Consider the following 24,911-nt stretch of genomic DNA (forward strand, 5'->3'; position numbering starts at 1 on the left):
GGCTATGACGAAACTGATCATCGACGGCAAAGAGATCGAGGTCCCCGCGGAATACACGCTGCTGCAGGCGTGTGAAGCCGCCGGCGCCGAAATCCCGCGCTTCTGCTACCACGAGCGCCTGTCGATCGCCGGCAACTGCCGCATGTGTCTGGTCGAGGTGAAGGGCGGACCGAAGCCGGTCGCGAGCTGCGCCTGGGGTGTGCGCGATTGCCGGCCTGGTCCCAAGGGAGAACCGCCAGAAATCTCGACCCGTTCGCCGATGGTCAAGAAGGCACGCGAAGGCGTGATGGAATTCCTGCTGATCAACCACCCGCTGGATTGCCCGATCTGCGATCAGGGCGGCGAGTGCGATCTGCAGGACCAGGCGATGGGCTATGGCGTCGACACGTCGCGCTTTGCCGAAAACAAGCGTGCCGTCGAGGACAAGTATCTCGGCGCGCTCGTGAAGACCTCGATGAACCGCTGCATCCAGTGCACGCGCTGCGTCCGCTTCGCCGCCGAGATCTGCGGCGTGCCGGAAATGGGCGCGACCGGTCGCGGCGAGGACATGGAAATCACCTCGTTCCTCGAAACGGCGCTGACCTCGGAGCTGCAGGGCAACCTGGTCGATATCTGCCCGGTCGGTGCGCTGACCTCGAAGCCTTATGCTTTCGCTGCGCGTCCGTGGGAACTCGGCAAGACCCAGTCCATCGACGTCATGGACGCCGTCGGCTCGGCGATCCGCGTCGATACCCGTGGCCGCGAAGTGATGCGCATCCTGCCGCGTGTCAATGAGGCGGTGAACGAGGAATGGATCTCCGACAAGACCCGCCACATCGTTGACGGCCTGCGCACGCAGCGTCTCGATCGTCCCTATATCCGCGACAACGGCAAGCTGAGTGCGGCGACCTGGGCTGAAGCATTCAGCGCCATCGCTGCTAAGGTGGCTGGCAGCAAGAAGATCGGCGCCATCGCTGGCGATCTCGCCGCCGTCGAGGAAATGTTCGCGCTGAAGCAACTGCTCGCAAGCATGGGCTCGGCCAATCTGGCGACCCAGAGCGCGGGCGCTTTCGATGCGGCCACTGGCCGCGCGTCCTACATTTTCAACCCGACCATCGCCGGCATCGAGCAGGCCGATGCGCTGCTGATCGTGGGCGCCAACCCGCGCAAGGAAGCCGCCGTTCTCAACGCGCGCATCCGCAAGGCATGGCGCACCGGTGCATTGAAGGTCGGCGTGATCGGCGAGAAGGCCGATCTGACCTATCGCTACGACTATCTCGGCGCCGGCACGGACTCGCTGGCCGAACTCGCCGCCGGCAAGAACGCCTTCGCCGATGTGCTGAAGAACGCCAAGCATCCGATCGTGCTAGTTGGCGCCGGTGTAGCCGCACGTGCCGATGGCGCTGCGGTACTCGCGGCGGCTGCCAAGCTCGCCTCGGACTTCGGCGTGATCAAGGACGGCTGGAACGGTTTTGCGGTGCTGCAGACGGCAGCCTCGACTGTCGGCGCGCTCGATATCGGCTTCGCGCCGACATCGGGCAGCCTGAGCCTCGCGCAGATGACCTCGGCCGGTTCGCTCGACGTGCTGTTCTCGCTCGGCGCCGACGACGTGAAAGTCGCTGACGGCACTTTCGTCGTCTACATCGGCACCCATGGTGACCGCGGTGCGCATCGCGCCGACGTGATCCTGCCGGGTGCGGCCTATACCGAAAAGTCCGGCATCTTCGTCAACACCGAAGGCCGCGTGCAGATGGCGGAACGCGCCGGTTTCCCGCCGGGCGATGCCCGCGAGGACTGGGCAGTGATCCGCGCATTGTCCGACGTGCTCGGCCACAAGCTGCCTTACGACTCACTAGCTGCCTTGCGGCAGGCAATCTTCAAGGCTGCACCGCACCTGATGCGCATCGATCAGATCGAGGCCGGCGATGCCGGTGCGATCAAGACCCTTGCGGGCAAGGGCGGCACCGTCGACAAGACACCGTTCAAGGCCTCCGTTGAGGACTTCTACCTGACCAACCCGATCGCGCGTGCGTCAGCCATCATGGCGGAATGCTCCCGCCTGGCTTCCGGCCAGATGCTGACGGCGGCGGAGTAAACCGATGGCTGAATTCTGGACAAGCACCCTGTGGCCGCTGATCATCATGGTCGCGCAGAGCCTCCTTGTGCTCGTGGTGCTCTTGATTGCGATTGCCTACATCCTGCTGGCTGACCGCAAGATCTGGGCAGCGGTACAGATCCGCCGTGGCCCCAACGTGGTCGGGCCATTCGGCCTGCTGCAATCCTTCGCGGACTTGTTGAAATTCGTGCTGAAGGAGCCGGTGGTTCCTTCCAGCTCCAACAAGGGCGTGTTCCTGCTGGCGCCGCTGGTGTCCTGCGTGCTCGCGCTGGCGGCCTGGGCGGTGATCCCGATGGATCTCGGCTGGGTCATTTCCGACATCAATGTCGGCGTGCTCTATATTTTCGCGATCTCGTCGCTGTCGGTCTACGGCATCATCATGGCCGGCTGGTCGTCGAACTCCAAATATCCCTTCCTGTCGGCGCTGCGCGCCGCCGCGCAGATGGTGTCCTACGAAGTCTCGATTGGCTTTGTCATCATCACGGTCTTGCTCTGCGTCGGTTCGCTGAACCTGACGGCCATCGTCGCCGCGCAGGATTCGAAGTGGGGCATTCTCGGCTGGTACTGGATCCCGCTGTTCCCGATGTTCGTGATCTTCTACGTCTCGGCGCTGGCTGAAACCAACCGTCCACCCTTCGACCTCGTCGAAGCGGAATCGGAACTGGTCGCGGGCTTCATGACCGAATACGGCTCGACCCCGTATCTGCTGTTCATGCTCGGTGAATATGTTGCCATCGTCACCATGTGTGCGCTGGCAACGATCCTGTTCCTTGGCGGTTGGCTGTCGCCGATCCCGTTCGCGCCATTCACCTGGGTGCCAGGCATCATCTGGTTCGCCATCAAGGTGATGTTCATGTTCTTCCTGATTGCGATGGCGAAGGCGATCGTGCCGCGCTACCGCTACGACCAGCTGATGCGTCTGGGCTGGAAGGTGTTTCTGCCGCTGTCGTTGGCGTACGTCATCATCGTCGCTGCCGTGCTGCAATTCGGGGGCCTTGCTCCGAAATGAGGTCACTATGAATATCAGGGCAACAGCTCATTCGCTTCTGCTGGCGGAGTTCGTTTCGGCGTTCGTCCTCGCCATGCGGTATTTCTTCAAGCCGAAACCGACGCTGAATTATCCGTTCGAGAAGGGGCCGATCTCGCCGCGTTTCCGCGGTGAGCATGCGCTGCGCCGCTATCCAAACGGTGAAGAGCGCTGCATCGCCTGCAAGCTCTGCGAAGCGGTGTGTCCGGCACAGGCCATCACCATCGAAGCCGGCCCGCGCCGCAACGATGGGACGCGCCGCACCGTGCGCTACGACATCGACATGGTGAAATGCATCTATTGCGGACTGTGCCAGGAGGCCTGTCCGGTGGATGCGATCGTCGAGGGACCGAACTTCGAGTTCGCCACCGAGACGCGTGAGGAACTCTATTATGACAAGGCGAAATTGCTCGCCAACGGCGACCGCTGGGAGCGCGAGATTGCGAAGTCAATCGAACTCGACGCGCCGTACCGGTAAGGTGACCAGATGATCCTTCCCGCACTGTTCTTCTATCTGTTCGCCAGCATCTGTGTGGCTTCTGCGGTCATGGTGATTGCCTCGCGCAATCCCGTGCACTCCGTGCTGTTCCTGATCCTGGCCTTCGTCAACGCCTCGGGCCTGTTCGTGCTGATGGGCGCCGAATTCCTCGCAATGCTGCTGATCGTCGTCTATGTCGGCGCCGTCGCGGTGCTGTTCCTGTTCGTCATCATGATGCTCGACGTCGACTTCACGCAGCTGCGCGAAGGCTTCATTCAGTATCTGCCGTTTGGTCTCGTGATCGGTGCGATCTTCCTTGCCGAATTGCTGCTGGTCGCAGGTGGCTGGGTGATGAACCCGAACGTCACCAAGTCGATCACGGCGGCCATCCCGACGAATGTGAGCAATACCGAGGCGCTCGGCCTCGTGCTCTATACGAAGTACATCCATTACTTCCAGCTGGCCGGCATGGTGCTGCTGGTGGCGATGATCGGCGCGATCGTGCTGACGCTGCGCCACAAGGTCAAGGTCCGGCGCCAGGACATCAATGTTCAGAACGCGCGCAATCCGGAACTGGCGATGGAAGTGCGCAAGGTCGCGACCGGGCAGGGCCTGCAGGACGCCGACGCAGGGAGCTGGGTCAAATGACGATCGGTCTCGGACACTATCTGGCGGTCGCAGCGATCCTGTTCACGCTGGGCATTCTCGGCATCTTCCTGAACCGCAAGAACATCATCGTCATCCTGATGTCGATCGAGCTGATCCTGCTCGCCGTCAACATCAACATGGTGGCGTTCTCGACCTTCCTAGGCGACATCGTCGGGCAGGTGTTCGCGCTGCTTGTGCTGACCGTGGCCGCTGCGGAAGCAGCGATCGGTCTCGCCGTGCTGGTGGTCTATTTCCGCAACCGCGGCTCGATCGCGGTTGAAGACGTCAATCTGATGAAGGGCTGAGCCAGTTATGATCCAGGCTCTTGTATTCCTGCCGCTGATCGGCGCGCTGATCGCAGGCTTCATCGCCATCTTGGGTGCGCATGGGCGTAACCCGAGCGGCGACGAGATGGACCATGCGCATGACGACCACGGTCACGGCGATGCCAGCGCGCATGCACATGCTGCGCATGGGCATGACGATCATGGTCACGATGATCACGACGACCATCACCACGTTGCCGAGCCGGCCGCACTCGGCTCGCGTGCGGCCGAGCTGATCACTGCCGGTCTTCTGGTGGTGTCGGCGGTGCTGTCCTGGATGACCTTCGTGGACGTCGCCTTCATGCATCACGATGCCCGTATCGTGCTGCTGAACTGGATCAATTCGGGCGACCTGCAGATGTCCTGGACGTTGCGCGTCGATACGCTGACCGCCGTGATGCTGGTCGTCGTCACCACGGTGTCGTCGCTCGTGCACATCTATTCGCTCGGCTATATGGAAGATGATCCGAACCGGCCGCGCTTCATGGCGTATCTGTCGCTGTTCACTTTCATGATGCTGATGCTGGTGACCGCGGATAACCTGCTGCAGCTGTTCTTCGGCTGGGAAGGCGTGGGTCTGGCCAGCTACCTGCTGATCGGTTTCTGGTTCAAGAAGCCCTCGGCCAATGCTGCGGCGATCAAGGCCTTCGTGGTTAACCGCGTCGGCGACTTCGGCTTCTTGCTCGGCATCTTCGCGCTGTTCATGCTGGTCGGCTCGACCGATCTCGACACGATCTTCGCCAGCGCGCCCGGCCTGACCGGCAAGACGATCAACTTCTTCGGCTGGCACGCCGATGCACTGACACTGACCTGTCTGCTGCTGTTCGTCGGCGCGATGGGCAAGTCAGCCCAGTTCCTGCTGCACACCTGGTTGCCGGACGCGATGGAAGGCCCGACGCCTGTGTCGGCGCTGATCCACGCGGCGACCATGGTCACCGCGGGCGTCTTCATGGTGGCGCGCATGTCGCCGCTGTTTGAACTTGCGCCGAACGCGCAGGCCGTCGTGATGCTGGTCGGCGCGACCACTGCATTCTTCGCCGCGACCATCGGTCTGGTGCAAAACGACATCAAGCGCATCGTCGCTTACTCGACCTGTTCGCAGCTCGGCTACATGTTCGTGGCGCTGGGGACGGGGGCTTACTCGGTCGCCATGTTCCACTTGTTTACGCACGCCTTCTTTAAGGCGCTGCTGTTCCTGGGCTCGGGCTCGGTGATCTATGCGATGCATCACGAACAGGACATCCGGAAGATGGGTGGCCTATGGAACAAGATCCCGTTCACTTACGCGATGATGACCATCGGTACGCTGGCGCTGACCGGATTCCCGTTCACGGCCGGCTACTTCTCGAAGGACGCGATCATCGAAGCGGCTTACGCCTCGCACACCCAGTTCGCCTTCTACGGCTTCCTGATGACCGTGGTCGCGGCGCTGCTGACCTCGTTCTATTCATGGCGTCTGGTGTTCAAGACGTTCCATGGCGAGCCCCACGACAAGAAGCATTACGATGCAGCACATGAAGCGCCGCTGTGGATGCTGGTCCCGCTGGCCGTGCTGGGCATCGGATCGTTCGCCGCAGGCTTCCCGTTCAAGGAGCTGTTTGCTGGTCATCACGTTGGCGAGTTCTTCCGGGAATCGCTGAAGATGAACCCGCACATCATCGAGGAGATGCACCACATTCCCGGCTGGGTGCCCTATGTGCCGACCGTGATGATGGTGCTCGGTTTCCTGATTTCGTATCTGTTCTATGTTCGCAAGCCGTATTTGCCTGTCGAACTCGCGAACCAGCATCCGCTGCTCTACAAGTTCCTGCTCAACAAGTGGTACTTCGACGAGCTCTACGAGATCATCTTCGTCCGCCCGGCCAAGTGGATCGGCCACTTCCTGTGGAAGAAGGGCGACGGCATGATCATCGACGGCCTCGGGCCTGATGGTGTCTCGGCCCGCGTGCTCAATATCACGCGCGGCGTGGTTAAGCTGCAGACCGGCTACCTCTATCACTATGCCTTCGCGATGCTGATCGGCGTCGCCGGGTTGATCACCTGGTTTATCTTCGGCCTGGGGGGCCAGTAACAATGGCGTCCGTCATGACATGGCCGGTTCTTTCGGTCGTCACCTTCCTGCCGATCGTCGGTGCGATCCTGATTTATCTCAGCCGCGGCGACGACGAGGCTGCGCAGGGCAATGCGCGCTGGATCGCGCTCTGGACCACGCTGATCACTTTTGCGGTCTCGCTGATCCTGGTGATGCGCTTCGACCCGTCGAACGGCGACTTCCAGTTTGTCGAAAAGGCGCCCTGGCTGGCCGCGACCATCAACTACCATATGGGTGTGGACGGCATTTCGCTGCCCTTCGTGATCCTGACCACGGCGCTGATGCCGTTCTGCATCCTGTGCAGCTGGAAGTCGGTCACCAAGCGTGTCCGCGAATACATGATCGCGTTCCTGTTCCTGGAAACGCTGATGATCGGCACCTTCTCGGCGCTGGATCTGGTGCTGTTCTATCTGTTCTTCGAAGGCGGCCTGATCCCGATGTTCCTGATCATCGGCATCTGGGGCGGCCCGCGCCGCGTCTACGCCTCGTTCAAGTTCTTCCTCTACACGTTCCTCGGCTCGGTGCTGATGCTGCTGGCCATCATGGCGCTGTACTGGAATGCGGGTACGACCGACATCCCGACGCTGATGCACACCGCCGTGCCGCGCAGCCTGCAGACTTGGGCGTGGCTGGCATTCTTCGCATCCTTCGCGGTGAAGATGCCGATGTGGCCAGTGCACACCTGGCTGCCTGACGCACACGTGGAAGCGCCGACGGCAGGCTCAGTCGTACTGGCTGCGATCATGCTGAAGATGGGCGGTTACGGCTTCCTGCGCTTCTCACTGCCGATGTTCCCGGATGCCTCTCTCTACTTCGCGCCGATGGTCTGGACGCTCTCCGTGGTCGCGATCGTCTACACGTCGCTGGTCGCGCTGATGCAGGAAGACATCAAGAAGCTGATCGCCTACTCGTCGGTCGCGCATATGGGCTATGTGACCATGGGCATCTTCGCCGGCACCACCCAGGGCGTCTCCGGCGCAGTGTTCCAGATGGTGTCGCATGGCATCGTGTCGGGCGCGCTGTTCCTCTGCGTCGGCGTCGTCTACGACCGCCTGCATACCCGTGAGATCGCGGCCTATGGTGGCCTCGTAAACCGGATGCCGATCTATGCGGCGCTGTTCATGGTCTTCACCATGGCCAATGTCGGTCTGCCCGGCACCTCCGGCTTCGTCGGTGAATTCCTGACGCTCATCGGCACCTTCAAGGTCTCGATCCCGACGGCGACATTCGCCAGCATCGGCGTGATCCTGTCGGCGGCCTATGCACTGTGGCTGTACCGCAAGGTCGTGTTCGGTGAACTGACCAAGCCTGCGTTGCAGGGCATCAAGGACATCACGTTCCGGGAAGGCCTGGTGCTGGTGCCGCTGGTCATTCTCACCATTCTGTTCGGAGTCTATCCGAAGCCGGTGCTCGACATGTCGGCGGCTTCGATCCAGCTCCTCGTTAACAATTACGCTGCTGCAACGTCTGCCGTGAAGGCAGCCGCGCTGCTGCAATGACCGCAGCAGATCAGGATAACGCGCAATGACGATTACGACCGCCGGATATTCCCTGCTGCCCGTACTGCCGGAGCTGATGCTCGCGGTTGGCGCCATGGTGCTGCTGATGATCGGTGCCTTCAACGGACCGAAGGTCACGGGTCTCGTCACCACGCTCGCCGTCTGCCTGCTGGTGGTGGTCGGCGCGGCTGAAATCATGCTGCCTGCGGGCAAGCATGTCACCTTCGGCGGCAGCTTCATCGTCGACGATTATGCACGCTTCCTGAAGGTGCTGGCGATTATCGCGTCGGCCGTGACGCTGATCCTGTCGCGTGAATTCCTCGCGGACCAGTCCCGTCGTATTTTCGAATACGCCATCCTGGTGCTGCTCTCGACGCTCGGCATGATGGTGCTGATCTCGGCCGGCGACCTGATCATGCTGTATCTCGGCCTCGAACTGATGAGCCTTGCGCTCTATGTCGTCGCAGCCTCCAACCGCGACAATGCAAAGTCGACCGAAGCCGGCCTGAAGTATTTCGTGCTCGGCGCGCTGTCGTCGGGCATGCTGCTCTACGGCGCTTCTATGATCTACGGTTTCACCGGCACGGTGTCCTTCGCCGGCATCGCCGCCGAAGCCAAGACCGGCAATATCGGCCTGGTGTTCGGCCTGGTGTTTCTGCTCGCCGGCCTCTGTTTCAAGGTGTCGGCCGTGCCGTTCCACATGTGGACGCCCGATGTCTACGAAGGCGCACCGACGCCCGTCACCGCCTTCTTCGCCTCGGCCCCGAAGGTTGCAGCACTCGCCGTGTTCACCCGCGTCACGCTGACGGCGTTCCCGGGCATTGTCGTGCAATGGCAGCAGGTCGTGGTGTTCGTGTCGCTGGCCTCGATGGTACTGGGCTCGTTCGCCGCCATCGGCCAGACCAACATCAAGCGCCTGATGGCCTATTCGTCGATCGGCCACATGGGCTTCGCGCTGGTCGGTCTTGCCGCCGGCACGCAGGAGGGTGCGCAGGGCGTGCTGGTCTATATCGCGATCTATGTCGCGATGACCCTCGGCACCTTCGCCATCATCCTGACCATGAAGCGCAATGGCCAGCCCGTTGAGACGATCAAGGATTTCGCCGGCCTGTCGCGCACCAATCCGATCATCGCCTTCTTCTTCGCGATGTTCCTGTTCTCGCTGGCAGGCGTGCCGCCGCTGGCCGGCTTCTTCGGCAAGTTCTACGTCTTCATGGCGGCCATCAAGTCGGGCCTGTTCGTACTGGCCGTGGTCGGTGTGTTGGCCAGCGTGGTGGGCGCGTTCTACTACCTGTCCATCGTGAAGCTCATGTATTTCGACGAGCCGGTCGGGAAGCTCGATCCGATGCGCGTTGAACTGCGCACGGTGCTGGCTGTGGCGGGTCTCTTCAACGTGTTGTTCTTCGTCTATCCGGCGCCTCTGGTCAGCGCGGCGGCATTCGCAGCGAAGTCGCTGTTCTAGATGGTATTTTCGCTCGGTCCCCGAGCCCTCGCGGCGGGCACGAAGCTCGCCGCATTCGACTCAACCGGTTCAACCAATACTGAAGCCATGGACCGCGCACGCACAGGCGAGCGCGGTCCGATGTGGTTTGTCACAACGGAACAGACTGCGGGACGTGGGCGGCGGCATCGGCCGTGGGTCGCTCCCCGCGGGAACCTCGCCAGTTCGGTGCTGGAAGTTCTTGATGTGACGCCCTCAGTTGCGGCGACGCTGGGCTTTGCGGCCGGCGTTGCCGTTGAGAAGGCGCTCCGACAGATCAGCGTCGAAGCCGCGATGCGGGCGCCGCAGTCGGCCGCGAATGATTATCGGCTGAAATGGCCGAACGACGTTCTGGCAGGCGGGCACAAGCTGGTCGGAATGAATCTGGAGGCGGAGGCAGCGCCGAACGGCCAGCTTGCTGTTGTCGTCGGCATCGGCACCAATGTGGTGGCGGCCCCCGACAATATGCCTTATCCGGTTGCTTGCCTGCATGCGATGGGTGTCAGCGCCAGCGCCGAAGACCTGTTTGCGGCGCTTTCGGACACCTGGCAGGAGATGCGCGGCATCTGGGATTCCGGCCGCGGGTTTGCCGAGATCCGGCGACAGTGGCTGGAGCGTGCAGCAGGGATCGGTCAGCCGGTGTCCGTGGACAACGGGGTACAGACGATTTCGGGAATTTTCGACACCATTGATGAGGCCGGTTGTATGATTGTCGCGACAGCGGATCGCCGGCGAATCCCTATTACCGCCGGCGACGTTCATTTCGGATCGGCCGCGTCGACAAGGACAGTACGCAAATGACGCGACCCAACGAATTGACCTTCGCACCGCTGGGAGGCGTCGGCCAGATTGGCATGAACCTGTCGATCTATGGCCTGGCCGGGAAGTGGCTGGCGATCGACCTCGGCGTCTATTTCGGCGACGAGGAACATCTGCCCGGCATCGATCTGGTGATGCCCGACGTGCGCTTCTTGGAAAAGGAAAAGAAGAATCTCGTTGGTCTCGTGCTCACCCACGCCCATGAGGACCATTTCGGCGCCATCATCGACCTGTGGCCCAAGCTGAAATGCCCGATCTATGCGACGCAGTTCAGCGCCGCATTGTTTGAAGCCAAATGCGCCAGCGAGCGCAATCCGCCGAAGATCCCCGTCACCGTGGTGCCATCGGGCGGCCGCATCAATCTCGGCCCGTTCGATATCGAGTTCATTCCGGTTGCGCATTCGATTCCGGAATCCCATGCGATCGCGCTGCACACGCCGCTCGGCACCGTGCTGCATACCGGTGACTGGAAGATCGATCCGACACCGATCATCGGCCTGCCAACCGACGAAAAGCGGCTGCGTGAACTCGGCGATGCCGGCGTGCTGGCCATCATCGGCGACTCCACGAATGCGGTGCGCGATGGCCGCTCACCTTCCGAAACGGAGGTTGCCGCCACGCTCACCAAACTGGTGAAGGCTGCCAAGGGCCGCGTCGCCGTTACGACCTTCGCATCGAACGTGGCGCGGTTGCGGGCCGTTGCCGAAGCGGCGCAGGCCGCGGGCCGCGAAGTGGTGCTGGTCGGCCGCGCCATGGAGCGCGTCGTGCAGGTGGCTCGCGAATGCGGCTATCTCGATGGACTGCCGGCGTTCCGCAACGCCGACTATTACGGCCATTTCCCGCCGGACAAGGTGGTGGCGCTGTGCACGGGCAGCCAGGGTGAAGCGCGCGCGGCGCTGGCGCGTATCGCCAGCGATGATCATCCGATGGTGACCCTCAACAAGGGCGATACGGTGATCTTCTCGTCGCGGACCATTCCGGGCAACGAGAAGGCGGTCGGCACCATCATCAACGGTCTTGTCACGCAGGGCATCGAGGTGATCACCGATCGCGATGCGCTGGTGCATGTGTCCGGCCATCCGCGCCGCGACGAATTGCGCGACATGATCTCCTGGGTGCGGCCGCAATTGCTGATCCCCGTCCATGGCGAGGCGCTGCATCTGCATGAGCATGCCAAGCTGGCGCGCGCCTGCGGCGTGCCGCGGACCATGATCGTCAAGAACGGCGATCTGGTGCGCCTTGCGCCCGGCGATGCTGCCGTCATCGACGAATTGCCGTCGGGCCGCATGTTCAAGGACGGCCTCATCCTCGAGGACTCCAAGTCCCGCGCGGTGAGCGAGCGGCGCCGGCTGTCCTTTGCCGGCTGCGCTTTCGTGGCATTGGCCGTGACCATGAAGGGCGAACTGGTCGACGACCCTGCGGTCGATCTGATCGGCATTCCCGAAAAGAACCTCAAGGGCGAGGTGATGGAGGATGTCGTGTTCGACATCGTCGTCAACATCGTCGAAAACCTGCCCAAGGCGCGCAAGCGCGATCCGGATGCGATGGCGGAGTCGGTGCGACGCGCTGTCCGCTCGTCACTCGCCGATCAATGGGGCAAGAAGACGATGTGCTACGTTCACATCCTGCAGGTCGAAGACTAAAAGCAAAGAAACAAAGACTACGGAGGACACCATGCTGGGCCGGCTCAATCATGTGGCGATTGCCGTCGCCGATGCGGAGAAAGCTGCGAAGATCTACGGCACCGCCTTCGGTGCCGAGATTTCCGCGACCGTGCCGCTGCCGGAGCATGGCGTAATCACGGTGTTCGCGACGCTGCCGAATACCAAGATCGAATTCATCCAGCCGCTCGGCGCGGACTCGCCGATCGCCAAATTCGTCGAGCGCAATCCTGACGGCGGCATTCATCACATCTGTTACGAAGTGCCGGATATCATCGCGGCACGCGACAACCTGATCAAGGAAGGCGCGCGCGTGCTTGGCGACGGCCAGCCGAAGATCGGCGCCCACGGCAAGCCTGTGCTGTTCCTGCATCCCAAGGATTTCTCGGGCGCGCTGGTAGAGATCGAACAAGCTTCCGAAATCGAACAGTCCTGAGGGCACGATGGCCTATACGATCTCGACGTCGCTCGCGGTCTATTTCGTCATCTGGTGGATCACGCTGTTCCTGACGCTGCCATTCGGCGTGCGCAGCCAGCATGAGGACGGCGAGGGCACCGACGGCACCGATCCCGGTGCGCCTGTGCTGGCCCGGATGGGGCGCAAGCTGATCTGGACCACGGTGATTTCCGCGGTGCTATTCGCGGCCGGCATGTATGCGTATCGCATGGACTACTTCAACATCGAGAGGCTCTCGAAGCTGATGGGCGTGCCGATCTGAGAGCGATCTTTAACCTGCGGAGTCTGTCCTTTCAGGTGTCGATACGGAGCTGACGCATGAAGCGCTTTCTGCTTTTTCTGTTGCTTGGGCCGGCTGTCGGCTTTGCGGTTTTCGAGCTGCGCGAAATTGCCAGCGGCAGGATCATCGGTGGCTTTCCCGGCTTCATTATGGGATTGCCCTTTGCCTACTGGTTCGGGCTGATCCCGTCGCTGGTGATGTGGCTTGAGGACTGGTTCCTCGAAGACAAGATGCAGCTGTGGCCGAAGGTGCTGACCTCGGCGCTTACTGGCTATGTCGTGAGTATCGGGATGATGTTGATCTGGACGTCGGTGTCGATCCCGCTGCGCCAGATCCTTACATTCGGGATCGTCGGCGCGGTACAGGGCCTGGTCTGTTCGTGGCTGTCGGGCATCAGGCCGAAGGGTGGTGCGCTGTAGTACGCAGCGCGTTGCATCTTCGAAAAAAGGCCGGCATGGATGCCGGCCTTTTTCGTCTCGGACGATATGAAGCGTCGCGGTCGTTGTCGGGAATCTGCCGAAAAAAAAGAGCAGGGCCGCAGCCCTGCTCGGAAAATTGTGTCGACCCTATTACCCCAAACTTTGGATTTTATCCTTGCTTAGCGGGTTGACGCTGCTTGAGCGCGTCAGGGCTCCTCCCGAGACTTGGACCACCAGACTCTGTCCTTACGAACCGCCTGAGCTGTGAGTCGTAGCTTAACTTTTTTTGTTTGTCACCAATTTCGGCAATGTGTGTTCAAAATTTAGGCCAAGGGTAGAATCGCGACCTTTTACGCGATTTCCGGTCACGCTGGGGTCGCCTTGCCGGCATCGGAAATGGAGATATTTGACAGCCTGGGAAGAAATTCGCCAGGCGAACGGAATTAAGCCCCGATTGCCGGCTCCATGTCCTAGACTGCCCGGCGTGCGACCCGTCGCCCTTGTATTTTGGCGGCCGATCCGGTTTCACTCGCGTTCTCCCGTGTCCCTCCGATTCCCAGGCCTAACCATGCGATTGTCGCGCTATTTTCTGCCCATTCTCAAGGAAACGCCGAAGGAAGCCGAGATCGTCTCGCACCGGCTGATGCTGCGCGCGGGCATGATCCGTCAGGAGGCCGCCGGCATCTATGCCTGGTTGCCGCTGGGCCTGCGGGTGCTGAAGAAGATCGAGCAGATCGTCCGCGAGGAGCAGAACCGGGCGGGTGCCATCGAGCTCCTGATGCCGACATTGCAGCTCGCCGATCTCTGGCGCGAAAGTGGGCGCTACGACGCCTATGGGCCGGAGATGCTGCGCATCGTGGACCGCCACAAGCGGGAGCTTCTCTACGGGCCGACCAACGAGGAAATGATCACCGAAATCTTCCGCGGCTATGTGAAGTCCTACAAGAGCCTGCCGCTGAACCTGTACCACATCCAGTGGAAGTTCCGCGACGAGCAGCGTCCGCGTTTCGGCGTGATGCGCGGCCGCGAATTCTTGATGAAGGATGGCTATTCGTTCGACATCGACGAAGCCGCGGCGAAGCATTCCTACAATCAGATGTTCGTCGCCTATCTGCGCACCTTCGCGCGCATGGGCCTCAAAGCGATCCCGATGCGCGCCGAGACCGGACCGATCGGCGGCGATCACTCCCACGAATTCATCGTGCTCGCCGAGACCGGCGAGTCCGGCGTGTTCTGCGACAAGAACGTGCTCGATCTGCCGATCCCGCCGGCCGATGTCGATTATAGCGGTGATCTCACGGGCATCATCAATCAGTGGACCTCGATCTATGCGGCAACCGAAGACGTCCACGACGCCGCGCGGTTCGAAAGCGAAGTGCCGGCCGAGCGGCGGCTCAACACCCGCGGTATCGAAGTCGGCCAGATCTTCTATTTCGGCACCAAATATTCCGACGCGATGAAGGCGACCGTTGCCGGCGCCGATGGCGCGGAGACGGCGATCCATGGCGGCTCCTACGGCGTCGGCGTATCGCGGCTGCTGGGCGCGATCATTGAGGCCTGCCACGACGAGAACGGCATCAAGTGGCCCGAGGAAGTGGCGCCGTTCCGTGCCGCCATCCTCAACCTGAAGCAGGGTTCGGCCGATACGGATGCGGCCTGCGAGGCGCTCTACAAGGAGCTCTCGGCCAAGGGCGTCGATGTGCTCTATGACGACACCGACCAGCGCGCCGGCGGCAAGTTTGCCACCGCCGACCTGATCGGTGTGCCCTGGCAGATTCTCGTCGGCCCGAAGGGGCTCGCCGAAGGCAAGGTCGAGCTGAAGCGGCGCGAAGACGGTTCGCGTGAGAATATCAGTGCCGCCGAGGTCGTCGCAAAGCTGACGTCCTGACGACTTATCCACTGCGTGGTCGCCGCATCACTCACGATGCGGCTAGAATAAGCCCGATTCGTATGGGAGTCGGGCGATGGATGATGCCATGAGCGAGCCAGTTCGAACCCCACCCTTCGCCGCCTTCGAATGGCTGCTGTCCGGACGCTATCTCCGTGCGCGCCGCAAAGAGGGATTCATCTCCGTCATTGCCGGCTTCTCGTTCCTCGGCATCATGCTCGGCGTCGCCACGCTGATCATCGTGATGGCCGTGATGAACGGCTTTCGCAAGGAGCTGCTCGACAAGATCCTCGGCCTCAACGGGCATCTGCTGGTGCAGCCGCTGGAAAGCCCGCTGACCGACTGGAAGGATGTCGCCGACCGCATTAGCGGTGTGAATGGCATTCGTCTTGCCGCGCCGGTCGTGGATGGCCAGGGATTGGGGTCATCCGCGTTTGGGGCTGCCGGCATTTTTATCCGCGGTATCCGCGCCGGCGACCTCAATAACCTCACGTCGATCGCCAAGAACATCAAGCAGGGCACGCTCGAAGGCTTCGATGACGGGCAGGGTGTGGCGATCGGTCGGCGGCTGGCGGATCAACTCTCGATCCATGCCGGCGACATGATCACGTTGATCTCGCCGAAGGGGGCGGTGACCCCGATGGGCACAACGCCGCGCATCAAGCCCTACAAGGTTGCTGCCGTCTTCGAGATCGGCATGTCGGAATATGACTCGACCTTCGTGTTCATGCCATTGGCCGAGGCGCAGACTTACTTCAATCGCCCCTCTGACGTGACCTCGATCGAGGTCTACACCAACAATCCCGACAGGATCGACGAGTATCGCAAGCTCGTGACCGAGGCGGCCGGGCGGCCGATCTTCATCGTCGATTGGCGGCAGCGCAACTCGACCTTCTTCAATGCGCTGCAGGTCGAGCGCAACGTCATGTTCCTGATCCTGACGCTGATCGTGTTGGTGGCGGCGCTGAACATCGTCTCCGGCCTGATCATGCTGGTGAAGGACAAGGGCAGCGACATCGCGATCCTGCGCACCATGGGCGCCTCTCAAGGCTCGATCATGCGGGTGTTCCTGATCACGGGTGCTGCGATCGGCGTGGTCGGCACGCTGGTCGGCTTCTTCGTTGGACTACTGGTCTGCTTCAACATCGAGACGATCCGGCAATTCATCTCGTGGATGACATCCACTGAGCTGTTCTCGCCGGAACTGTATTTCCTGTCCAAGCTGCCGGCCGAGGTCGACGTCGGCGAAACCAGCGCGGTGGTCATCATGGCGCTGACGCTGTCGTTCCTGGCGACCCTCTACCCGTCGTGGCGCGCCGCGCGCCTCGATCCCGTCGATGCGCTAAGATACGAGTGAGTGACTGATATGGCGCAAGGGGCAGATGATGTACCGGTGGTCTATCTCCACGACATCAAGCGGCAATACACCCAGGGCGAAAGCGTTCTGACCATTCTCGACAATGCCAAGCTGGCATTGTGGGCGGGGCAGTCGGTCGCGCTGGTGGCGCCATCCGGCTCGGGCAAGTCGACGCTGCTGCATATTGCCGGCCTGCTCGAGAGCCCAGATGACGGCGAGGTCTATGTCGGCGGCACCGCGACCTCGGGCCTGTCGGACACCGAGCGCACCCAGATCCGCCGCACCGATATCGGCTTCGTCTACCAGTCGCATCGGCTGCTGCCGGAATTCACCGCGCTGGAAAACGTCATGCTGCCGCAGATGATCCGCGGCTTGAAGCGCTCCGAGACGGTCGCCCGCGCCAAGGAAATCCTGGCCTATCTGGGTCTGGCCGAACGCATCACACATCGCCCGGCGGAGCTGTCGGGCGGCGAGCAGCAGCGCGTTGCGATTGCCCGCGCGGTGGCCAATGCACCGCGCGTGTTGTTTGCCGACGAGCCGACGGGCAATCTCGATCCACATACCGCGGATCATGTCTTCAAGGCGCTGATGCAGCTGGTGAAGGCGACCAAGGTGGCGATGTTGATCGCGACCCACAACATGGAACTGGCTGGCCGCATGGACCGGCGGGTGTCGCTGGAAAACGGCAAGGTCGTCGAACTCGACTGACCCCGCCGCTCGTTTCATTTGAGAGAGAAAAAGCGAGGCGCCGCGGACGGCGCCGTCGCTCAGTAGCTGCTCTTACGCTTGCGCTTCACGCGCGGCTGCTGCGGCGCGTAGGTCTGCGCATAGGCCAACGCCGGATTGGCGAAGCAGGTCAGGCCGATGCCCGATGCCGTCGCGGCGCACTGCGCATAGGTGCGGTAGCTGCAGTCGTCGTCGTCATAGAGCGAGCGCATGCAGAACGGATAACCGCTCGGCGTGTTGAACGAGAACGGGCCGGGATCGGTGCGCTGTGCTGCGGCGGGCGTGACATTGAGGGCCGAGAGGGCGCCGAAGGCGACCAGAGCAAGCAGGGCTGCGCGCATCGAATTCTCCTGCCGACTCAGATGGCCGGCTGCGTGTGATCTCTGACCGGCACAAAGCCGGTCCGAGAGGTATTCGTCAACTCACAAAGCCGGATTCCGCTCCGCATCTGGCGCCGGAAACATGCCGTAACAGGGCTTGTTCGGCACAGGCGACGCAATACGGCGTAGGTGATCGCCGGCGAGGGATGGCCTTGGCTGGCTGGGCGGAAAGCGTGCCGGCTCGCCGTCTTAACCATTCGGAATATGAGGCGCGACGCGCCCGGATCGGCTGCTTGACTTAGGAACAGAATGAGAACAATGTTCTTCATATGTTCCAGAGATCACGGAGGCCACCATGTTGAAGACCTTTGTTGAAGAAGCCGCTGCGCTGGCATCGATCGTTCTGTTCGTCGGCATGATTGCGGTTTGGGCGCAACTGATCCCCCAGCTGTGATCCTGCTCCCGGACGCTGGCTGCGAAGCTGGCGCCGGAACACCGGGGAAGCACTCTCCGGCGGATACGGGAGCGCTCCCGGGGAATGACAAGCATTCCCTAGGGAATGCGGGGACGCTTCCGGGCCCGAGCGGGTTTCACATGGACTTGGCCGGGGGCAGGCATCACCATAGGGCAGCGAGTCGGCCTGAACAGGCTGCCGCGATCCCCAGTGTCGATGACTGCCCAGATCGGGCGCTGCAAAGTCCGGAACGTCCCACGCCATGAGTCAGAAGCCCGCCGCCGCGTCGAATGCCGGATTTGTCCATCTGCACGTGCATTCGGCCTATTCGCTGCTGAAGGGCTCGATCAAGATCCAGAAACTGGCGGAACTGGCGAAGGCCGACCATCAGCCGGCGCTGGCGCTGACCGACAGCGACAACATGTTTGGCGCGCTGGAATTCTCCGAGAAGCTGGTGGGCTACGGCATCCAGCCAATCACCGGCTGCGAGGTCGCGATCGATTTCGGCGACCAGGATCCCAACGCCCGTAATGCGCTGAACGCCGTGATGCCGCGCATTGTGCTGCTGGCCGCCAAGGAGCGCGGCTATCAGAGCCTGATGAAACTCAACTCGCGCGCGTTTCTGGAAACCCCGGTCAACCACGCGCCCCACATCAAGCTGGACTGGCTGCTGGAGGAAACAGAAGACCTGATCGCGTTGAGCGGCGGTCCGGATGGTCCGATCAATCAGGCGCTGCTCGCCGATCAATCCGCGCTTGCCGCTGCGCGTTGCGACCGACTCGCATCGCTATTCGGCGATCGGCTCTACATCGAACTGCAGCGTCATGGCGCAGAGAAGGAGCGCCGCGCCGAAGCGGGTTTGATAGACTTGGCTTACGCCAAGGGCCTGCCGTTGGTGGCAACCAACGAGCCGTATTTTGCCGCCGCGGATGACTATGAGGCCCATGATGCGCTGCTATGCATCGCCGGTGGCAGGATCATTGCCGAAACGGACCGCGAGCAGCTCACCACCGATCATCGCTTCAAGACCCGCGCCGAAATGGCGGTTCTGTTTGCCGATATTCCTGAGGCATTGGCGTCAACCGTCGAAATCGCCGAGCGCTGCTCGTTCCGGCCGAAGACACGCAAGCCGATCCTGCCGCGCTTCACGGTCGGTGCCGGCAGTAACGCCGAAGGCGCGGCCCAGGAGGAATCCGACGAGTTGTGCCGTCAGGCCGAGGAGGGGCTGCGCAAACGTCTCGAGATCCACGGCGTGTCACAAGGCAAGAGTGAGGAGGAATACCACGCTCGGCTCGACTTCGAACTCAACGTCATCTCCCGCATGAACTATGCGGGTTACTTTCTGATCGTGTCCGACTTCATCAAATGGGCGAAGGCGCAGGGCATTCCGGTGGGGCCGGGCCGCGGTTCGGGCGCCGGCTCGCTGGTCGCCTGGGTGTTGACCATCACCGACCTCGATCCCCTGCAGTTCAACCTGCTGTTCGAGCGCTTCCTCAATCCGGAACGCGTCTCGATGCCCGACTTCGATATCGACTTCTGCCAGGATCGCCGCGGTGAGGTGATCTCCTATGTGCAGCAGCGCTACGGCCGCGATCAGGTCGCGCAGATCATCACCTTCGGTACGCTGCAGGCGCGCGGCGTGTTGCGCGACGTCGGCCGTGTGCTGCAGATGCCCTATGGCCAGGTCGACAAGCTGACCAAGCTGGTGCCGCAAAATCCTGCGGCCCCTGTGACCTTGGCTGCGGCGATCGAAGGCGAGCCGAAGCTGCAGGCGCTCCGCGACGAGGATCCGATCGTCGCCAAAGCCTTCGATATCGCGCAGCGCCTCGAGGGTCTGACGCGCCACGCTTCGACCCACGCCGCAGGCATCGTGATCGGCGACCGGCCGCTGTCGCAGCTCGTGCCGATGTATCGCGATCCGAAATCGGACATGCCGGTCACCCAGTTCAACATGAAATGGGTTGAGCCAGCAGGTCTCGTGAAGTTCGACTTCCTCGGCCTGAAGACGCTGACGGTGCTCGATGTCGCCGTGAAGCTACTCAAGCAGCGCAATATTGACGTCAATCTTGCGACCACGCCGATTACCGACGCCAAGAGCTACGAGATGCTGGCGCGCGGTGAAGTGGTCGGCGTGTTCCAGGTGGAAAGCCAGGGCATGCGGCGCGCGCTCGTGGACATGCGCCCCGACCGTTTCGAGGACATCATCGCGCTGGTCGCGTTGTATCGTCCGGGCCCGATGGCGAACATCCCGACCTATTGCGCGCGCAAGCATGGCGATGAAGAGCCGGAATATCTGCATCCGATCATCGAGCCGATCCTGAAGGAAACCTTCGGCGTCATCATCTATCAGGAACAGGTGATGCAGATCGCGCAGGTCATGGCCGGCTATTCGCTTGGCGACGCCGATCTGCTGCGCCGTGCGATGGGCAAGAAGATCCGCGCCGAAATGGAAAAGCAGCGCGAGATCTTCGTCGCCGGCTCCGTCAAGAACGGTGTGCCGAAAGGGCAGGCCGATACGATCTTCGATCTGCTCGCGAAATTTGCCGACTATGGCTTCAACAAGAGCCACGCGGCGGCCTATGCGCTCGTGTCGTATCACACCGCCTATATGAAGGCGCATTATCCGGTGGAGTTCATTGCGGCGTCGATGACGCTCGACATGGGCAACACCGACAAGCTGTCGGAATTTCGCGCCGAGGCGCAGCGGCTCGGTATCAAGGTCGAGGCGCCGAACATCAATCGTTCGGGCGTCACCTTCGAGGTCAGCGACAACACGATCTATTATGCGCTGGCCGCGTTGAAAGGCGTCGGCGCTGGCGCCGTCGAGCTGATCGTCGCCGAGCGCAACAAGAATGGTTTGTTCACGTCGCTTGCCGACTTTGCGTCGCGCGTGAGCCCACGCGCCGTCAACAAGCGCATCATCGAAACACTCGCTGCGGCCGGCGCTTTCGATACGCTCGATCCACATCGTGCCCGCGTGCATGGCGGCGCGGATGCTATTTTGGCCGCCTGCCAGAGCGCCCACGTGGATACGACAATCGGTCAGGGAAACATGTTTGGCGGCGCGGCCGATGCGCCGACCATCATGCTGCCGCAGATCGACAACTGGCTGGCGGCGGAGAAGCTGCGCAAGGAATACGACGCTATTGGCTTCTTCCTGTCCGGCCATCCGCTCGATGACTATGCGACCGCCCTGAAGCGACTGCGGGTGCAGAGCTGGGCCGAGTTCTGCCGCGCGGTCAAAACCGGCGCTACGGCGGGCAGGGTGGCGGCTACCGTCGTGTCCCGTATGGAGCGGCGCACCAAGACCGGCAACAAGATGGGCATCATGGGTCTGTCCGACCCGACCGGCCATTTCGAGGCGGTGCTGTTCTCCGAAGGGCTTGCCCAATACCGCGACGTGCTGGAACCGGGTACCGCGGTGCTGCTGCAACTCGGTGCCGAACTCCAGGGCGAGGACGTTCGGGCCCGGGTTCTCCACGCGGAGCCTTTGGATGCCGCCGCTGCCAAGACCCAGAAGGGGCTCAGGGTGACCATGAAGGACACCAAGGCACTGGATTCGCTGGTAAAACGCCTCCAACCGCAGCCGAGCAATGCCGCCGGTGGAGGCGACGTCTCGCTGATCCTGCGCCTCGACCTGCAAACTGAGGTCGAATTCAAGCTCGAAGGCCGGTTCCAGGTGTCCCCGCAGATCGCCGGCGCCATCAAGGCGGTTTCCGGGGTGGAAATGGTCGAAACGCTTTGAGCTGGCGACCCGCGCGGTAAACCGGCTGAAGCCACCGGATTTCCTTGCTTATCCCGGGAATCCGGCTATAAGCCGGCCCATCTCACACGGAAGCATGGCTTAATCGCCGTCCGGTGGCATCCGGGCTGCACGGCAGAATCCTCTGCCCGAACGCTCGTTTGCTCACACGCTTCCGGAGGAAACAACCGGAGAATTGATACTATGGCACTACCCGAATTTTCTATGCGTCAACTGCTCGAAGCTGGTGTCCACTTTGGCCACCAGTCGCACCGCTGGAATCCGAAGATGGCGAATTACATCTTCGGCGCACGCAACAACATCCACATCATCGATCTCGCGCAGACCGTGCCGTTGCTGCACACCGCGCTGAAGGCTGTGAGCGACACCGTCGCCAAGGGTGGCCGCATCCTGTTCGTCGGCACCAAGCGCCAGGCGCAGGACGTCGTTGCTGAAGCTGCGAAGCGCTCGGCGATGTACTTCGTCAATTCGCGCTGGCTTGGCGGCACCCTGACCAACTGGAAGACCATCTCCGGTTCGATCAAGCGTCTTCGTCACCTCGACGAAGTGCTGAACTCCGGCGACGCGTCGGCCTACACCAAGAAGGAGCGTCTGACGCTGCAGCGCGAGCGCGACAAGCTCGATCGCTCGCTGGGCGGCATCAAGGACATGGGCGGTCTGCCCGACCTGATCTTCGTGATCGACACCAACAAGGAAGACATCGCGATCCAGGAAGCCCAGCGTCTGGGTATTCCTGTCGCGGCGATTGTCGACACCAACTCGGATCCGAAGGGCATCACCTATGTGGTCCCGGGCAACGACGACGCCGGCCGTGCGTTGTCGCTGTATTGCGACCTGATCGCGCGCGCTGTCATCGACGGCATCTCACGTGCCCAGGGCGACTCGGGCTTCGATATCGGCGCATCGGCTGCTCCGGTGGCTGAAGCCATTCCGGCTCCGGAAGCTGGCTTCCAGGGCCTGGCCGGTCCGCGTGGCACCGCCGACGATCTCAAGAAGCTCACCGGCGTGTCCGGTGCGATCGAGAAGAAGTTCAACGACCTCGGCATCTTCCACTACTGGCAGCTGGCCGAACTCGATCACGACACCGCCCACAAGATTGGCGAAGAAGTTGGTCTTCCGGCCCGTGCCGACGGCTGGGTCGCCCAGGCCAAGGGTCTGACGGCGGAAGCCGAGTAACGCGCAGGCGTGATCCCGGAACCGGTGTCCCGGTTCCGGACAAAATCATGCCGATGCGACAGCCAAGAAACTATTGTGCGGCCGTCATCCCGGCCGCACTTTCCATCTCTACACTTCTCTCGATGATAGTTCCTGCGGCGTAACGCGACTGACCAGCACCGGCTGGCTCGCAGGCGCCCTGACAGGCAAAGGGTTCAACGATGGCAACGATTACTGCAGCGATGGTCAAGGACCTCCGCGAAACCACCGGCGTCGGCATGATGGATTGCAAGAACGCACTGGCTGCCAATGACGGCGACATGCAGGCGTCAATCGACTGGCTGCGCGCGAAGGGCCTGTCCAAGGCCGCCAAGAAAGCCGACCGCGTTGCGGCTGAAGGCCTGATCGGCGTCCTCACTGCCGGCAACAAGGGCGTCGTGGTCGAAGTCAATTCCGAGACCGACTTCGTCGCGCGCAACGATCAGTTCCAGGGCCTGGTCAAGATGATCGCCCAGGTCGCGCTCAAGGTCGGCTCCGACGTCGAAGCCATCAAGGCGCACAAGATTGGCGACGTCACTGTCGAGACCGCGATCACGGAAGCCATCGCCACCATCGGCGAAAACATGACCCTGCGCCGCGCTGCGACGCTGGAAGTCTCGGCCGGCGTCGTGTCGAGCTACGTGCATAACGCCGTGATCGAAGGTCTCGGCAAGATGGGCATCATCGTCGCGCTGGAATCCACCGGCAAGGCTGACGAGCTCGCGGCTCTCGGCAAACAGATCGCGATGCATGTCGCTGCTGCCAACCCGCAGGCGCTGGACTCCGCCGGCCTCGATCCGGCCGTCGTTGCTCGCGAAAAGGAAGTGATGGCGGACAAGTATCGCCAGCAGGGCAAGCCGGACGCGATGATCGAGAAGATCGTCGAGAACGGCCTGAAGACCTATTACAAGGAAGTCTGCCTGCTGGATCAGGCTTTCATCCACGACACCGGCAAGTCGGTGGCGCAGGCCGTCAAGGAAGCCGAAGGCAAGGTCGGCGCGCCGATCAAGCTCACTGGCTTCGTGCGCTACGCGCTCGGCGAAGGCATCGAGAAGCAGACTTCGGACTTCGCTGCCGAAGTTGCCGCCGCCAGCGGCCAGAAGTAAGACGAATTGGAAGACCTCCCGGCGATCTACGCCGGGAGCTGCCGCCTCGAAAGGAAGCGATCGCATCATGGGTGAGCCGCTCTATCGTCGCGTCGTGATCAAGGTCTCGGGTGAGTCTTTCGCCGGAGGCCAGTCATTCGGTATCGATCAGCCGACTATCGACCGCATCGCCGTCGATCTCATTGCAGCCCAGAAACTTGGTGTCGAAGTCGCGGTCGTCGTCGGCGGCGGCAATATCTTTCGCGGCGTCGAAGTCTCCTCGCGTGGTGTGTCGCGCCCGACCGGCGACAGCATGGGCATGCTCGCTACCGTCATGAACTGCCTGGCACTGGAAGCTGCGATCGAGCGCCACGCCGTGCCGGCCCGTACGCTGTCGGCGATGGTGATGCCGCAGGTCTGCGAACTCTTCACACGTGCTGCCGCACACAAATACCTGTCCGAGGGCCGCATCGTGCTGCTGGCCGGCGGTACCGGCAATCCGTTCTTCACCACCGACACGACCGCAGTGTTGCGCGCTGCCGAGATCGGCGCATCGGCCGTGCTGAAGGCGACCAATGTGGACGGCGTCTACAGCGCCGATCCAAAGAAGGATCCGAACGCGACGCGCTTCGAGCGTCTCAGCCATTCGCAGGCGGTGGAGGGGAACTACAAAGTCATGGATGCGACGGCTTTCGCGCTTGCCCGCGAGACCTCGCTGCCTATCATCGTGTTCTCGATCGCCGAACCGGGTTCGATCGGCGCCATTTTGACTGGTACTGGCCGCGGCACCATCGTCGCGGGCTGATTTTAGACGGGTTCGGAGCGCCATACCCGCTTCGCACC

General features: G+C 62.1%; 21 protein-coding genes. 20 read left to right on the forward strand and 1 reads right to left on the reverse strand.

The window, feature by feature from the left end:
- Positions 1-4: 4 nt before the first annotated feature.
- From nuoG to AB7828_RS04205, 16 genes are all read left to right on the forward strand, one after another.
- Positions 5-2,074, forward strand: coding sequence for an NADH-quinone oxidoreductase subunit NuoG (nuoG, locus tag AB7828_RS04130; RefSeq protein ID WP_441232192.1), 2,070 nt, complete (start codon positions 5-7; stop codon positions 2,072-2,074).
- 4 nt (positions 2,075-2,078) lie between these two features.
- Positions 2,079-3,104: an NADH-quinone oxidoreductase subunit NuoH gene (gene nuoH / locus AB7828_RS04135; protein WP_089264558.1), complete on the forward strand. Its 1,026-nt coding sequence runs from the start codon at positions 2,079-2,081 to the stop codon at positions 3,102-3,104.
- A 7-nt stretch (positions 3,105-3,111) separates the two neighbouring features.
- Positions 3,112-3,600, forward strand: coding sequence for an NADH-quinone oxidoreductase subunit NuoI (gene nuoI / locus AB7828_RS04140; RefSeq protein WP_089264557.1), 489 nt, complete (start codon positions 3,112-3,114; stop codon positions 3,598-3,600).
- Between the two features lie 9 nt (positions 3,601-3,609).
- Positions 3,610-4,248, forward strand: a complete 639-nt coding sequence (locus tag AB7828_RS04145) for an NADH-quinone oxidoreductase subunit J (RefSeq protein ID WP_068730884.1) — start codon at positions 3,610-3,612, stop codon at positions 4,246-4,248.
- The gene (gene nuoK / locus AB7828_RS04150) at positions 4,245-4,553 is read left to right on the forward strand and encodes an NADH-quinone oxidoreductase subunit NuoK (RefSeq protein WP_068730883.1); all 309 of its coding nucleotides are present in this window, start codon (positions 4,245-4,247) and stop codon (positions 4,551-4,553) included. Before AB7828_RS04145 ends, nuoK begins: the two co-directional genes overlap by 4 nt.
- A 7-nt stretch (positions 4,554-4,560) precedes the next feature.
- Positions 4,561-6,645: an NADH-quinone oxidoreductase subunit L gene (gene nuoL / locus AB7828_RS04155; protein ID WP_309944086.1), complete on the forward strand. Its 2,085-nt coding sequence runs from the start codon at positions 4,561-4,563 to the stop codon at positions 6,643-6,645.
- A 14-nt stretch (positions 6,646-6,659) separates the two neighbouring features.
- A complete protein-coding gene (locus AB7828_RS04160) occupies positions 6,660-8,165 on the forward strand; it encodes an NADH-quinone oxidoreductase subunit M (RefSeq protein ID WP_374725641.1) in 1,506 nt (501 codons plus the stop codon).
- Positions 8,166-8,190: 25 nt separating this feature from the next.
- Positions 8,191-9,627 carry an NADH-quinone oxidoreductase subunit NuoN gene (gene nuoN / locus AB7828_RS04165; RefSeq protein ID WP_120290021.1) on the forward strand — a complete coding sequence of 479 codons (1,437 nt, stop codon included), beginning with the start codon at positions 8,191-8,193 and terminating at the stop codon, positions 9,625-9,627.
- Entirely contained in the window at positions 9,628-10,446 is an 819-nt protein-coding gene (locus AB7828_RS04170; RefSeq protein WP_309944083.1) for a biotin--[acetyl-CoA-carboxylase] ligase, read from the forward strand.
- Positions 10,443-12,107 (forward strand): ribonuclease J, encoded by a 1,665-nt coding sequence (locus AB7828_RS04175; RefSeq protein ID WP_089264553.1) that lies wholly within the window; start codon positions 10,443-10,445, stop codon positions 12,105-12,107. The genes AB7828_RS04170 and AB7828_RS04175 overlap by 4 nt, the downstream gene beginning before the upstream one ends.
- A gap of 31 nt (positions 12,108-12,138) precedes the next feature.
- A complete protein-coding gene (gene mce / locus AB7828_RS04180; RefSeq protein ID WP_068730877.1) occupies positions 12,139-12,561 on the forward strand; it encodes a methylmalonyl-CoA epimerase in 423 nt (140 codons plus the stop codon).
- 7 nt (positions 12,562-12,568) lie between these two features.
- Positions 12,569-12,844 carry a DUF1467 family protein gene (locus AB7828_RS04185; RefSeq protein ID WP_315841858.1) on the forward strand — a complete coding sequence of 92 codons (276 nt, stop codon included), beginning with the start codon at positions 12,569-12,571 and terminating at the stop codon, positions 12,842-12,844.
- Between the two features lie 56 nt (positions 12,845-12,900).
- Positions 12,901-13,281, forward strand: coding sequence for a hypothetical protein (locus AB7828_RS04190; protein ID WP_441229472.1), 381 nt, complete (start codon positions 12,901-12,903; stop codon positions 13,279-13,281).
- Between the two features lie 568 nt (positions 13,282-13,849).
- The gene (gene proS / locus AB7828_RS04195) at positions 13,850-15,169 is read left to right on the forward strand and encodes a proline--tRNA ligase (protein ID WP_441229473.1); all 1,320 of its coding nucleotides are present in this window, start codon (positions 13,850-13,852) and stop codon (positions 15,167-15,169) included.
- A gap of 76 nt (positions 15,170-15,245) precedes the next feature.
- A complete protein-coding gene (locus tag AB7828_RS04200; RefSeq protein ID WP_320443987.1) occupies positions 15,246-16,526 on the forward strand; it encodes a lipoprotein-releasing ABC transporter permease subunit in 1,281 nt (426 codons plus the stop codon).
- 9 nt (positions 16,527-16,535) lie between these two features.
- Positions 16,536-17,234: an ABC transporter ATP-binding protein gene (locus AB7828_RS04205; protein WP_068730961.1), complete on the forward strand. Its 699-nt coding sequence runs from the start codon at positions 16,536-16,538 to the stop codon at positions 17,232-17,234.
- 59 nt (positions 17,235-17,293) lie between these two features.
- Here AB7828_RS04205 and AB7828_RS04210 read toward each other — a convergent pair whose 3' ends face one another.
- The gene (locus AB7828_RS04210; RefSeq protein ID WP_441229474.1) at positions 17,294-17,593 is read right to left on the reverse strand and encodes a DUF3551 domain-containing protein; all 300 of its coding nucleotides are present in this window, start codon (positions 17,591-17,593) and stop codon (positions 17,294-17,296) included.
- A gap of 695 nt (positions 17,594-18,288) precedes the next feature.
- Here AB7828_RS04210 and dnaE point away from each other — a divergent pair.
- From dnaE to pyrH, 4 genes are all read left to right on the forward strand, one after another.
- Complete coding sequence (dnaE, locus tag AB7828_RS04215) at positions 18,289-21,771, forward strand: DNA polymerase III subunit alpha (RefSeq protein WP_441229475.1); 3,483 nt, start codon at positions 18,289-18,291, stop codon at positions 21,769-21,771.
- A gap of 201 nt (positions 21,772-21,972) precedes the next feature.
- A complete protein-coding gene (locus tag AB7828_RS04220; RefSeq protein WP_068730869.1) occupies positions 21,973-22,965 on the forward strand; it encodes a 30S ribosomal protein S2 in 993 nt (330 codons plus the stop codon).
- Positions 22,966-23,165: 200 nt separating this feature from the next.
- The gene (gene tsf, locus AB7828_RS04225; RefSeq protein WP_441229476.1) at positions 23,166-24,089 is read left to right on the forward strand and encodes a translation elongation factor Ts; all 924 of its coding nucleotides are present in this window, start codon (positions 23,166-23,168) and stop codon (positions 24,087-24,089) included.
- A 67-nt stretch (positions 24,090-24,156) separates the two neighbouring features.
- On the forward strand, positions 24,157-24,873 hold the full coding sequence (gene pyrH, locus AB7828_RS04230; RefSeq protein ID WP_068730867.1) for a UMP kinase: 717 nt from the start codon (positions 24,157-24,159) through the stop codon (positions 24,871-24,873).
- Positions 24,874-24,911 lie beyond the last annotated feature (38 nt).

The organism is Tardiphaga sp. 215_C5_N2_1 (genome assembly GCF_052076055.1).
Classification (GTDB): Bacteria; Pseudomonadota; Alphaproteobacteria; order Rhizobiales; family Xanthobacteraceae; genus Tardiphaga; species Tardiphaga robiniae.